The sequence below is a fragment of the Actinomadura rubteroloni genome (genome assembly GCF_002911665.1).
GTDB classification, from domain to species: domain Bacteria; phylum Actinomycetota; class Actinomycetes; order Streptosporangiales; family Streptosporangiaceae; genus Spirillospora; species Spirillospora rubteroloni.
In genome coordinates, this window is the sequence record NZ_MTBP01000003.1 from 445,627 (window position 1) to 456,378 (window position 10,752).

The 10,752-nt window shown below is 73.8% G+C and carries 14 protein-coding genes; 9 read left to right on the forward strand and 5 right to left on the reverse strand.

The annotated features are described in order from the left end of the window. Nucleotides 1–4: 4 nt before the first annotated feature. Genes BTM25_RS23230 through BTM25_RS23250 form a run of 5 tightly spaced genes read right to left on the reverse strand, consistent with a single transcriptional unit; the run spans nucleotide 5 to nucleotide 3,635 of the window. Nucleotides 5–820, reverse strand: coding sequence for a class I SAM-dependent methyltransferase (locus BTM25_RS23230; protein ID WP_103565103.1), 816 nt, complete (start codon nucleotides 818–820; stop codon nucleotides 5–7). 19 nt (nucleotides 821–839) lie between these two features. After that, nucleotides 840–1,460: a response regulator gene (locus BTM25_RS23235; RefSeq protein ID WP_103565104.1), complete on the reverse strand. Its 621-nt coding sequence runs from the start codon at nucleotides 1,458–1,460 to the stop codon at nucleotides 840–842. Then, on the reverse strand, nucleotides 1,384–2,064 hold the full coding sequence (locus BTM25_RS23240) for a sensor histidine kinase (RefSeq protein WP_103565105.1): 681 nt from the start codon (nucleotides 2,062–2,064) through the stop codon (nucleotides 1,384–1,386). Before BTM25_RS23240 ends, BTM25_RS23235 begins: the two co-directional genes overlap by 77 nt. Then, a complete protein-coding gene (locus tag BTM25_RS23245; protein WP_205648231.1) occupies nucleotides 2,061–2,753 on the reverse strand; it encodes a class I SAM-dependent methyltransferase in 693 nt (230 codons plus the stop codon). Before BTM25_RS23245 ends, BTM25_RS23240 begins: the two co-directional genes overlap by 4 nt. Before the next feature lie 15 nt (nucleotides 2,754–2,768). Beyond that, nucleotides 2,769–3,635 carry an SAM-dependent methyltransferase gene (locus BTM25_RS23250; protein WP_103565106.1) on the reverse strand — a complete coding sequence of 289 codons (867 nt, stop codon included), beginning with the start codon at nucleotides 3,633–3,635 and terminating at the stop codon, nucleotides 2,769–2,771. A 531-nt stretch (nucleotides 3,636–4,166) separates the two neighbouring features. Between BTM25_RS23250 and BTM25_RS23255 the strand changes: the two genes are divergently transcribed. The 9 genes from BTM25_RS23255 (at nucleotide 4,167) to BTM25_RS23295 (ending at nucleotide 10,740) form a co-directional block, all read left to right on the forward strand. Continuing rightward, nucleotides 4,167–4,421 carry an acyl carrier protein gene (locus tag BTM25_RS23255; RefSeq protein ID WP_168212216.1) on the forward strand — a complete coding sequence of 85 codons (255 nt, stop codon included), beginning with the start codon at nucleotides 4,167–4,169 and terminating at the stop codon, nucleotides 4,419–4,421. Further along, a complete protein-coding gene (locus tag BTM25_RS23260) occupies nucleotides 4,418–5,695 on the forward strand; it encodes a beta-ketoacyl-[acyl-carrier-protein] synthase family protein (RefSeq protein ID WP_103565108.1) in 1,278 nt (425 codons plus the stop codon). The genes BTM25_RS23255 and BTM25_RS23260 overlap by 4 nt, the downstream gene beginning before the upstream one ends. Continuing rightward, nucleotides 5,692–6,927 carry a beta-ketoacyl synthase N-terminal-like domain-containing protein gene (locus BTM25_RS23265; protein ID WP_103565109.1) on the forward strand — a complete coding sequence of 412 codons (1,236 nt, stop codon included), beginning with the start codon at nucleotides 5,692–5,694 and terminating at the stop codon, nucleotides 6,925–6,927. Before BTM25_RS23260 ends, BTM25_RS23265 begins: the two co-directional genes overlap by 4 nt. Before the next feature lie 272 nt (nucleotides 6,928–7,199). Further along, nucleotides 7,200–7,913, forward strand: coding sequence for a LuxR C-terminal-related transcriptional regulator (locus BTM25_RS23270; RefSeq protein WP_103565110.1), 714 nt, complete (start codon nucleotides 7,200–7,202; stop codon nucleotides 7,911–7,913). An 81-nt stretch (nucleotides 7,914–7,994) separates the two neighbouring features. After that, the gene (locus BTM25_RS23275; protein WP_103565111.1) at nucleotides 7,995–8,720 is read left to right on the forward strand and encodes a cupin domain-containing protein; all 726 of its coding nucleotides are present in this window, start codon (nucleotides 7,995–7,997) and stop codon (nucleotides 8,718–8,720) included. Continuing rightward, the gene (locus BTM25_RS23280) at nucleotides 8,717–9,046 is read left to right on the forward strand and encodes an antibiotic biosynthesis monooxygenase family protein (RefSeq protein WP_103565112.1); all 330 of its coding nucleotides are present in this window, start codon (nucleotides 8,717–8,719) and stop codon (nucleotides 9,044–9,046) included. Before BTM25_RS23275 ends, BTM25_RS23280 begins: the two co-directional genes overlap by 4 nt. 1 nt (nucleotide 9,047) lies before the next feature. Continuing rightward, complete coding sequence (locus BTM25_RS23285; protein ID WP_103565113.1) at nucleotides 9,048–9,437, forward strand: nuclear transport factor 2 family protein; 390 nt, start codon at nucleotides 9,048–9,050, stop codon at nucleotides 9,435–9,437. Between the two features lie 6 nt (nucleotides 9,438–9,443). Next, nucleotides 9,444–10,346 carry an MBL fold metallo-hydrolase gene (locus BTM25_RS23290; protein ID WP_103565114.1) on the forward strand — a complete coding sequence of 301 codons (903 nt, stop codon included), beginning with the start codon at nucleotides 9,444–9,446 and terminating at the stop codon, nucleotides 10,344–10,346. Continuing rightward, complete coding sequence (locus tag BTM25_RS23295) at nucleotides 10,294–10,740, forward strand: ester cyclase (RefSeq protein ID WP_103565323.1); 447 nt, start codon at nucleotides 10,294–10,296, stop codon at nucleotides 10,738–10,740. The genes BTM25_RS23290 and BTM25_RS23295 overlap by 53 nt, the downstream gene beginning before the upstream one ends. The last annotated feature ends 12 nt before the right edge of the window (nucleotides 10,741–10,752 follow it).

Genomic DNA, 10,752 nt, shown 5'->3' on the forward strand with positions numbered 1-10,752 from the left:
GGCGTCAGCCGGCGACGGCGCGGACGATCCGGCCGCCGAACAGGTCGGGCAGCGCCGCGTCCAGGCCGTAGCGCTCCAGGCAGGCGGGCCAGGCGAGGTCCTCGATCGTGTCGAAGCCCGCGCCGGCCAGGTCGCGCGCGAGCTTCTCGGGTGTGAAGAAGGAGCGCCACGGCTCGCCCATCTTCGCCATCGCGTCGGCGAGCGCGGCGAGGACGGCGCGGCGCTCGGCGGGCAGTTCGGCCGGCGGCAGGTTGTAGTCGAAGACGATCTCCGTCCGCGCGGCCAGGCCCGCGACGAACCGCAGCGTCGCGAGGATCGTGCTCCGCGTCAGGTAGGGGACGACGCCGAGCCAGGCGAAGACCGTGGGGACGTCCGGGGCGAAGCCCGCGTCGGCCAGGCCGTCCGCGAGCGTCCCGGCGGCGAAGTCGACCGGGCAGTGGACGACCGAGTCCGGCACGGGGATCCCGGCGTCGGCGAGCCGCTTGCGCTTCCACGCCTGCGTGTCGGGGTGGTCGACCTCGAACACGCGCAGGCCCGGGTGCGGGTTGCGGTAGGCGAACGTGTCGAGGCCCGCGCCGAGCAGCACGGCCTGCCGCGTCCCGGCGGCGACGGCGGCGGCGAGCGCGTCCTCGGCGATCCGGTGCCGCAGCGCCATGAACAGGCGGACCTCGCGCGGCATGGCCCGTCCCGGCGGCGCGCCGGCCGGGGCGACGCGGACGGCGAGCGGGTCGGGGAAGACCGGCGGGGCGTCCGCCGTCTGGTGGACGGCGCGCGCGTGCGCGGCGCTCATCGCGGTGCGGCTCGGCTGGCCCGGTTCCATGAGGGGTCTCCTGTCTGGTTCAGGCGGTCAGCCGGAGCCGCCGCGCGCAACTGATCAGCTCGGCGCGCCGGCTCACCCCGAGCTTGACCTTGATCGACGCGCGCTGCGCCTCGATCGTCCGGACGCTGAGGTGCAGTTCGGCGGCGATCTGCTGGTTGGTGAGGCCGTCGGCGATGAGCGCGAGGACGGCGCGCTCCCGGCCGCTGAGCGCTCCGTCGAGCCGCGTCTCGCTCGCGACCAGCGCGGCGCCGAGCGACGGGTCGAGGTACCGGCCGCCCGCCGCCAGCGCGTCCGCCGCCGTGACCAGTTCCCCGGCGGCGGCCTCCTTGCGGAGGAAGCCGTGCGCGCCCGCCGCGAGCGCGTCGCGCGCGGACGCGGCGTCGTTGTGCATGGTCAGGATGAGCACTCGCGTGCCCGGCGACACCGTCCGGACGCGCGGCAGCACGGCCAGGCTCGACACCCCGGCGAAGCTCAGGTCGAGCAGCAGCAGCGCGGGCCGGTGCCGGCCGACGAGCGCGACCGTCTGCTCCAGGTCGGCCGCCTCGCCGACGACGTCGTAGCGGTCATCGGCGAGCAGCGAGCGGATCCCGCACCGCACGACGGGATGGTCGTCGGCGATGACGATCGTCGGACGTCGCATCGGTGTTCCCTTCCGGAGCGGGGGGCAGGACGAGCGTGACGAGCGTCCCCGGACGGCCGGGCGCGACGGCGAGCGCGCCGCCCGCCTCCCGGGCCTGCGCGTCCATCGCCGTCAGGCCGAGGCCGCGCGGCACGGCGGACGGGTCGAAGCCGCGGCCGTCGTCGCGGACCCGGCAGACCAGCCGGCCGCGCCGCTCGGCCAGCGCGACCCGGACGGTCCGCGCGCCGCTGTGCTTGGCCGCGTTGTGCAGCGCCTCGTGGACGATCCGGTACGCGGCCAGGTCGCGCGGCGTCCACGCCGCCCGGGGGTGCGTCCGGTCGTCCAGCTCGGCGCGGATCCCGGTGGCGCGGGCGACGCGCGCCACGTCCGCCGCGACCGCGCGCGCCAGCCCCGGTTCGGCCGGGTCGGGGCGCTCGGCCGCGCGCAGGGCCGCCCGCAGGCCCGCGATCTCGCGGTCCAGCAGCGCCCGCAGGTCGGCGCCGAGGTCGCGGGGGAGCGGCCCCGGCGCGGCGAGCGCCCGGTCGATCCGGATGCGGGCGACGGCGAGGCTCTGGAGGACCTCGTCGTGCAGGTGGCGCTCCAGCCAGCCCGGTCCGGTCATCATGCCGCCGGGAACCGCGCGGAGAAGAGGCAGACCGCGCCCTTCACCCGCAGGTCCACCTCGCCGAACCGGGCGGCCAGCTCACGGGCGAGGTCGTCGAGACGGTCGTCGGCGTTGTTGAACACTTCGCTGCGGTTCAGCTTGAGCAGCAGCCTCCCGGACGCCTTGGTGTGGTGCGGCCCCGTCCCGAGGACGGTGCTGCCGAACACCCGCGCGCCGGGCGCCAGGTACGGGACGACGTGGTCGAACACCACGGCCTTCTGCGCGACCGTGCCCGGCAGGCAGTGCAGCAGGAAGTTCATCCCGACCGAGTCGAACCGCGCGGCGCCGAGGTCCAGCGGACGGTACACGTCGCGGACGTGCGTCGCGGGCCGGTGGCGGCGGATCCGCCGGGCGGCGGTCGCGAGCGGGGTCTCGTTGAGGTCGACCAGCGTGACGTCCGGGTTCTTCACCGGGAACCGGCACCGGTCCAGGAACCAGCCGGTGCCGGGACCGATGTCGAGGTGGCGGGCGCCGACCTGGGCGTCGTAGTGCTTCAGCATCGTCCACCGCGAGCACCGCCACATCCACCGGCTGACGAAACCGAGCACGATCCAGTCGTAGGCGGCGAGCATCGGGCGCTTGTAGGACTCGGCGGCGGCGCGGACGCGCTCGTCGGCCGGTGCCTGGACGCGGGCTTCGTTCGCTTCCATGTCGGCTCCTCGCCGTCAGTCGCGGGTCGCGGTGACGAACTCGCCGCCGGGCAGCCGGACGTCGGGACGGCCGTAGCCGCGGCCGACCTCCGCCCGGTCCTCGGCGCGGGTCGTCCAGCCCGCGCCGGCCAGCCAGTCCCGTCCGGTCGGCCCGAGACCGCCCTTGAAGTGCGCGCCGATCTTCCCGGCGCCGGGCAGCGACAGCGCCCGCGCCGTGGACGCCGCGACGGTCGCCGCCTGCCGGCCCTTGCCCGTGTGCTCGAACGTCAGCCTGCTGCCGGGCGCCGAGCGGTCGCCGACGACGGTGAGCAGGTGCCGCGCCTCGCCGACCGACAGGTACGGCAGGACGCCCTCGGCCACCCACGCCGTCGGGACGGACGGGTCGAACCCGGTCGCGTCCAGCCGCGCGGCCCAGTCGTCGCGCAGGTCGGCCTCGATGATCGTCCGGGGGCAGGCCGGCGTCGCGACGGCCCCGGCCAGCACCCGCTCCTTGAAGGCGAACACCGGTGCGGTGTCCACCTCGAACACGCGGACCCCGGCGCGCCACGGCAGCCGGAACGCGCGCGTGTCCAGCCCGGCGCCGAGCAGGACGACCTGCCCGCACGCGCCCGCCGTCGCGGCGGCGAGGTAGTCGTCGATGAAGCGGGTCCGGACGACGCCGCGCGAGTAGAACAGGTCGACCCACGCGACGAGCGAGTCCCACTGGTTGTCCTCGCCGGGCACGTCCAGCCACTCGCGGGCCGCCGCCACGAACGCGGCGGCGAACGGGTCGCGGAACAGCGGGGCCTCGCGGGCGGTCTCCCGCGCGCGGGCCATCGCCACCGCGACGGAGGTGACGCCGACGCCGGCGGGCGGTTTCGTGGCAACGGGTGCTGCGTCCATTTCGGTCCCTTCGCGCGGCGCACCGCCCGGCCGGTCGCCCGGCGGTGCGCGGAAAGGTTTCTCGGGATTTGCGGCGGCGCCGCGAAATTGCGGCGGGCGCCGCGCGGATCGTGACGGATTCGGCGGCCTTAAGGCGCCGGCGGGCCGGTCTCCCGGCCGCCGCAGTCAGCGAAGCACGCGCCGGTCGGCGCTGTCAATGAATGGTGTGGAAAATGTCGCGTCCGACGTTCCATAAATCGACTTTAGAAATGGCGCAACGTGACATGCGTCTCGCCGTCGTGCTGCCGGTTCACCTCATTCGCCGGACGCGGTCGGACTCGTTCCCGGGGATGAGCCGGCGGGCGTCCGCGCACGTAGGACTAGGTCGCTGGTATGACTCCCGGCGACGCTCACCGAGGCATACCAGCCAAATTTAGATCTGCCCGTTCCGGCGGGTGAACCGCATCCGATTTCATTCTCCCGGCCGAAGAGATCCGCGCGGACCATGCGTAGCCTCTCGTTGTTGTGACCGGTGAAATGCGAGGGGAAACAATGGCCGAACCGACATTCACCATGATGGACCTGATGGAGATCCTGGTCGCCAAGGTGGGGCTGCCGCGCGACGCGGTGACCGAGGACGAGGGCGCGACCCTCGCCGACGTGGACCTGGACTCGCTGGCGCTGCTGCAGCTCACGGCGGAGGTCGCCGACCGGTACGGCGTCGACATCGGGGACGGGCGGACGGACGCGACCTTCGGGGAGCTGCTGGGGCTCGTCAACGAGGGACTGAGCGAGCACGCGCGATGACCGGCCGGCGGCGCATCGCGGTGACCGGGATCGGGGTGGTCGCGCCCGGCGGCACCACGCGCAAGGCGTTCTGGCAGGCGCTCACCGAGGGCCGCACCGCGACCCGGCGGATCTCCCTGTTCGACCCCGGCCGTCTCCGGTCGCAGATCGCGGCCGAGGTGGACTTCGATCCGCTCGCGGCGGGCCTCACCCGGCAGGAGGTGTTCCGCAACGACCGGTTCATCCAGTTCGCGCTGGTGGCGGCGGACGAGGCGATGGCCGACGCCGGGCTGGACGTCGCGGGCGACGCCCTCGACCGCGACCGGCTGGCCGTCTGCCTCGGCAGCGCCGTCGGCGCGAGCACCCGCCTTGAGGAGGAGTACGTCGTCGCCAGCGACGGCGGCGAGCACTGGCTCGTGGACCCGGCCTTCGCCACCGACTTCCTCTACCACGCGCTCGTCCCGAGCAGCCTGGCCGCCGAGGTCGCGTTCCGGTTCGGCGCGCACGGCCCCGCGACGGTGGTGTCGACGGGCTGCACGTCCGGGATCGACGCGGTCGGGCACGCGGCCCGGCTCATCGAGGACGGCGCGGCCGACGTCGTCGTCACCGGCGCCGCCGACGCGCCCGTCACCCCCATCTCGATGGCCTGCTTCGACGCGATCCGCGCGACCAGCGCCCGCAACGACGACCCCGAGCACGCCTCGCGCCCGTTCGACGCGACCCGCGACGGGTTCGTGATGGGCGAGGGCTCGGCGGTGCTCGTCCTGGAGGACGGCGAGCACGCCCGGCGGCGCGGCGCGCACGTCTACGCCGAGATCGCCGGGTACGCGGGCCGCAGCAACGCCTACCACATGACCGGGCTCCGGCCCGACGGCGCGGAGATGGCCGTCGCGATCACCGCCGCGCTGGACGAGGCGCGGCTCGACCCGTCCGCCGTGGACTACGTCAACGCGCACGGCTCGGGCACCAAGCAGAACGACCGGCACGAGACCGCCGCGTTCAAGCGCAGCCTCGGCGACCACGTCTACCGGACGCCCGTCAGCTCGATCAAGTCGATGGTCGGGCACTCGCTCGGCGCGATCGGCGCGATCGAGGTCGCGGCGTGCGCGCTCGCCGTCGAGCACGACGTGGTGCCGCCGACCGCGAACTACGAGACCCCCGACCCCGAGTGCGACCTGGACTACGTCCCGAACGTCGCCCGCGACCAGCGGGTGGACGTCGCGCTGTCGGTCGGGAGCGGGTTCGGCGGGTTCCAGTCGGCGATCGTGCTGGCGCGGCCGGGGACGGCGCGATGACCGCCGCCGTCACCGGGCTCGGGATCGTCGCGCCCACCGGCGTCGGCGCGGACGAGCACTGGCGCGCGACGCTGGCGGGCGAGCTGGCCGTCCGGCCCATCGAGGCGTTCGACGCGTCCCGGTACGGCACGACGCTCGCCGGGCAGATCACCGGGTTCCGGGTCGCCGACCACGTCCCGGACCGGCTCGCCGTCCAGACCGACCGGTGGACGTGGCTGGCGCTCGCGGCGGCGCGGCTGGCGCTGGCGGACGCGGCCTACGACCCGTCCGCCCACGACCCGTACGCGACGTCGGTGATCCTCGGCAGCGGCTCGGGCGGCAACGAGTTCGGGCAGCGCGAGATCCAGGCGCTGTGGAGCCGGGGCAGCCGGGCCGTCGGCGCCTACCAGTCCATCGCGTGGTTCTACGCCGCGAGCACCGGCCAGGTGTCGATCCGGCACGGGACGAAGGGGCCGTCCGGCGTGCTCGTCTCGGACGCGGCGGGCGGCGTCGACAGCCTCGGCTGGGCCGACCGGACGATCCGGCGCGGCACCGGCGCCGTCCTCGCGGGCGGGACCGAGGCGCCGCTGTCGCCGTACGCCCTCGCCTGCCAGGTCACCGGCGGCCGGATGTCGGCGGCGGCCGACCCGCGCGCCGCCTACAAGCCCTTCGACACCGCCGCGAACGGGCACGTCCCGGGCGAGGGCGGCGCGGTGCTCGTCGTCGAGGACGCGGACGCGGCGGCGGAACGGTCCGCGCCCGCGATCTACGGCGTGGTCGCGGGCCACGCCGCCACCCACGACGCGCACCACTACCGCGAGGCCGCGCCGGACGGACGCCAGTACGCCCGCGCCATCGGCCAGGCGCTCGACCGCGCGGGCGTCCGCCCGGACGAGGTGGACCTGGTGTTCGCCGACGGCGCGGGCACGCCCGGCGACGACGCGGCCGAGGCCGCCGCGCTGCGGGCGGTGTTCGGCCCGCGCGGCGTCCCCGTCACCGCGCCGCAGGGGCTCGTCGGCCGGCTGTGCGCGGGCGGTTCGGCGCTGAACGCCGCGACCGCGCTGCTCGCGATGCGCGCCGGGGTCGCCCCGCCCGTGGGCAACCTGGACGACCCCGATCCCGCGTACGGGCTGGACCTCGTCCGGGAGCCGAGGGAGCTGCGGATCGGGACCGTCCTGGTCGCGGCGCGCGGCCACGGCGGGTTCAACAGCGCGCTGGTGCTGCGCCGTTCCGGCCGGACGGGCGGGCCATGAGGTTGCGGATCGCGTCCCGGCGGGAGGTCTAGCCGCGTTTCCGGAAGTCTTCCCCCCGATCGCGTTACCGAATCGGCCGACCCCGGACAGTCGAGACTCTTGTTCTCCGGGCTGACAACTTGTTGATCTTAAGCGTGGTGGGTCCGGGCGACTTGTTCATGCGAGGCTCGCACGGGCGGTCGCGGTAGGCGCCGGGAGCCGTCCCCGGGGCCTCACGCTGCCGCCTGACCGGCACGTTCGCAGGTTCCGAATCTCGCTCCCGGGGTGGTTCGATGCAAGTCTCTGGCAGCCCGAACGATGTGCTCTCCGTCGCCGTGTGCGGAGCCCCCGGCGTCTACCGCGCGGGCCTGATGACCGTGCTCCGCGCGATCCCGGGCCTGGACGTCGTCGCCGAGTTCGACAGCGCCGGCTACAGCCCGCGGGTCCTGCGCGAGCACCGGCCGCGCGTGCTGCTGATGGACCTGGACGGCTTCGACGTCGGCGACCTGCTCGCCCGGCAGGTCGTCGGCGGCACGTCGGAGCTGGCGGTCCAGGTGATCGCGCTGTCGTCCGACCGGGACTCCGGCACCGCGATCGAGGTGCTGCGCGGCGGCGCCCAGGGATTCCTGCACAAGGACACGCCCGTGCAGAGCCTCGTGGACGCGATCCGGGCCGTCGACCGGGGCGGCGTCGCGCTCGACCCGCACGTCGCCCGGGACCTCGTGACGACGCTGCGCTACGGCGTGCGGGCCGCGCCCGCGCCCGTCGAGCAGGAGGGCGGACGGGTGAAGCTCACGCCCCGGCAGCGGCAGATCCTCGGGCTGGTCGGCCTCGGGCTGACCAACATCGAGATCGCCGACCGGCTGCGGCTCAGCCGCCCCACCGTGAAGACGCATATTTCGTCGCTGCTGCGCGTCCTGGAACTGCGCGACCGGACGCAGCTCGCCGTTTTCGCGTGCACCCACGGATTCCGGGACCTGGACGCGCGCCGGGAGAAGTCGGCGTGACGCGCGGTTGCGGATTCCCCGCAGCCGTTGTGCGGCAGAGTGCGGATGTGCCGGCGGCGGCGCCGGACGAGCATGGTGCCCATGACGAAGAAACCGGCCCGCATTCGCGCCGACGAGATCACGCCCGGACGCGCTCGCGGCGGCGAGCTGCGCATCGTCCTCGGACCGGGAACGGTCGGGAGCCGCTCCGGCTACATGGGGACCACCGTTCTCCAGCCCGGCGACCGGGTCGTCGAGCACTTCCACCCTTATTCCGAGGAATTCCTGTTCTGCATCCGCGGCGAGCAGGTCCTCGACATCGAGGGCGAGGAATGGACGCTCTCGCCCGGCGAGGCGATGTACGTGCCGATCGGCCTGCGGCACCGCCTGCGCAACGTCGGGGACACCGAGGCGCTGAACATCTACCACCTCGGCCCGCTCGCCCCCGACCCCTCGCTCAGCCACATCGACACCGAGATCGTCGCGGACCCGCAGGCCAGGACGGCGAACGGTAAGGCCGAGACGGCCCGGATCATGTTCTCGATGCGGGTCGCCGAGGAGAAGCGGGGGGACTTCCTCGCCGCCTACGAGAAGGTCCGCTACAGCGTCGCCAACACGCCCGGCCACATCCGCGACCAGATCTGCCAGTCGCCCGACGACCCGGCCCAGTGGATGATCACCAGCGAGTGGACGTCCGTCGCGGACTTCTTCGCCTGGGAGAAGTCCGAGGAGCACAAGGACCTCGTCCGGCCGATGCGCGCGTGCTACACCGACCCCGAGTTCCGCAGCTTCGCCGTCGTGGCCGAGACCGCGGGGGTGCACACATGAGCACCATTTCGGCGGACGCGCGCCTCATGACCTACATCAACATCTTCCACTGCACGCCGGAGAACCAGCAGGCACTTTCGGACGCGATCCGCAAGGAGACCGAAGAGGTCGTCCGGCACATGCCGGGATTCGTCTCGGCGAACGTCCACCGCAGCGTCGACGGGGTTCGCGTCACGAACTACGCCCAGTGGAGCGACCTCGGCGCGTTCCAGAAGTACATCCAGAGCGAGGCGGGCCGCGCGCTCATCCTCGAAATGCACAAGTACGCCGACGACGTGGACGTCCACGTCTACGAGGTCGACTGGATCATGGCGGAGGGGACCTGACGTGCGCAGCGCCCGCGAACTCTGGGAAGCGGCCTACAAAGCGGTCGAGGCCGCCGACGACGACGCGCTGCGCGACCTGTGCAGCGCCGACATCGAGATCCGAACGTCCGCGAAGCAGCAGCGCGGACCGGACGCGCTGGCCGGGCTGTTCGCGCAGCAGCGCGGCCTCTACACCGGGCTGGAGAAGGCGGTCGACGGCGTCATCGAGTCGGCCGACGGCCGGGCGATGGCGGCCGAGCTGACCCTGTCCGGGCTGCCCAACGGGACCGACGAGCGGCTGACCTGGGGCGTCGTGGAGACCATCCGCGCCGACGGGGACCGCCTGGTCTCCTGGCACGCGATGCTCGACCGGACCTGGCTCGTCCAGCAGATCCGCGCCAACCAGCGGTGACGGCCGGTGGACGGGCTGCCCCCGCGGCGGGAGACCGAGCTGGCCGACGGCGTCGTGGCCCTCGTGCATGGCGATGGTGGTGGCGGCATGTCCAACGCTGCGCTGCTGCTCAGGGAGCCGGTCACGGTGGTGGACACGATGCTGCTGCCGGAGATGGCGCTCGGGATCCGGGCGGCGCTCGCGCGGCGCGGACGTGACGCCGCGCTCGTCGTCAACACCCACAACCACGCCGACCACATCGGCGGGAACGCGGTCTTCGCGGGCGTCCGGACGATCGCGCACCCGCGCACCGTCGCGAGCACGAAGGCGATGCTCGGCCCGCACCTGCCCGATCTCCTGAGCCAGGTCATGCCCCGGTTCGCGCCGCGCCTGGCCGGCTGGGACACGCCGCCCGCCGAACCCGTCCGCGCCCTGGCGGACGAGCTGCCGGACGGCGTGGAGGCCCTGGCGTTCGAGGACGCGCACTCGGCGGCGGACGTCGCGCTGTGGCTCCCCGGCGACCGGGTGCTCCTGGCCGGGGACCTCTGCTTCACCGGGGTCACGCCGCTGGCCGTCCACGGCCGGATCGGGCGGTGGCGCGCCGCGCTGGACGAGCTGATCGCCCTGCGCCCGCGCACCGTCCTGCCCGGCCACGGCCCGCCGACGGGACCCGAGGCGCTGCACGCCCTGGCCGACTACCTCGACCGCGTCCTCGCCGCCGCCGACGAGGCCCGCGCCGAGGGCCTGCCCGCCGAGACGGTCGCCGGGCGCTTCGACGCGGGCGCCGCCGCCGGATGGCTCGAACCCGGCCGGACGCTCGTGAACATCAAGGTCGCTCTGTCCGAGAAGAACAGCACACCATTCCAAGGAGAACACCATGTCGGCACTGACGGCGCGACGCATCATCGAGGAAGGCTTCTCGAAGGGTGACGTCGACGTCCTCGACGAGGTCATGACCCCCGACTTCGTCAACCACAACGCCCCGCCCGGGATGGACACCGGCATCGACGGCGTCAAGCAGGTCATCCGTGTCGAGCGGACCGGGTTCCCCGACCTCAACGTCGAGATCATCCGCGACTTCGAGGTGGACGGGTTCGTCATCCAGCAGGTCCGCCTCACCGGCACGCACAAGGGACCGGTGTTCGGCGTCCCCGCCACGGGCCGCACGGTCGTGTGGAACGAGATCCACATCGCGAAGATCCGGGACGGCCGCGTCGCCGAGCACTGGGCCTGCAACGACCTGCACTCGCTGCTCATGCAGATCGGCAAGATCGACCCGCCGGACGTGTCGGCGTTCTCGCTGAAGCCCGCCGAGCAGGGCTGATCCCCGTGCGGG

Bases quoted from the DNA above. Each gene is read 5' to 3' on its own strand.
- BTM25_RS23230 (WP_103565103.1), bottom strand. From the start codon at position 820: ATGGAACCGGGCCAGCCGAGCCGCACCGCGATGAGCGCCGCGCACGCG.
- BTM25_RS23235 (WP_103565104.1), bottom strand. From the start codon at position 1,460: ATGCGACGTCCGACGATCGTCATCGCCGACGACCATCCCGTCGTGCGG.
- BTM25_RS23240 (WP_103565105.1), bottom strand. From the start codon at position 2,064: ATGATGACCGGACCGGGCTGGCTGGAGCGCCACCTGCACGACGAGGTC.
- BTM25_RS23245 (WP_205648231.1), bottom strand. From the start codon at position 2,753: ATGGAAGCGAACGAAGCCCGCGTCCAGGCACCGGCCGACGAGCGCGTC.
- BTM25_RS23250 (WP_103565106.1), bottom strand. From the start codon at position 3,635: ATGGACGCAGCACCCGTTGCCACGAAACCGCCCGCCGGCGTCGGCGTC.
- BTM25_RS23255 (WP_168212216.1), top strand. From the start codon at position 4,167: ATGGCCGAACCGACATTCACCATGATGGACCTGATGGAGATCCTGGTC.
- BTM25_RS23260 (WP_103565108.1), top strand. From the start codon at position 4,418: ATGACCGGCCGGCGGCGCATCGCGGTGACCGGGATCGGGGTGGTCGCG.
- BTM25_RS23265 (WP_103565109.1), top strand. From the start codon at position 5,692: ATGACCGCCGCCGTCACCGGGCTCGGGATCGTCGCGCCCACCGGCGTC.
- BTM25_RS23270 (WP_103565110.1), top strand. From the start codon at position 7,200: ATGCAAGTCTCTGGCAGCCCGAACGATGTGCTCTCCGTCGCCGTGTGC.
- BTM25_RS23275 (WP_103565111.1), top strand. From the start codon at position 7,995: ATGACGAAGAAACCGGCCCGCATTCGCGCCGACGAGATCACGCCCGGA.
- BTM25_RS23280 (WP_103565112.1), top strand. From the start codon at position 8,717: ATGAGCACCATTTCGGCGGACGCGCGCCTCATGACCTACATCAACATC.
- BTM25_RS23295 (WP_103565323.1), top strand. From the start codon at position 10,294: ATGTCGGCACTGACGGCGCGACGCATCATCGAGGAAGGCTTCTCGAAG.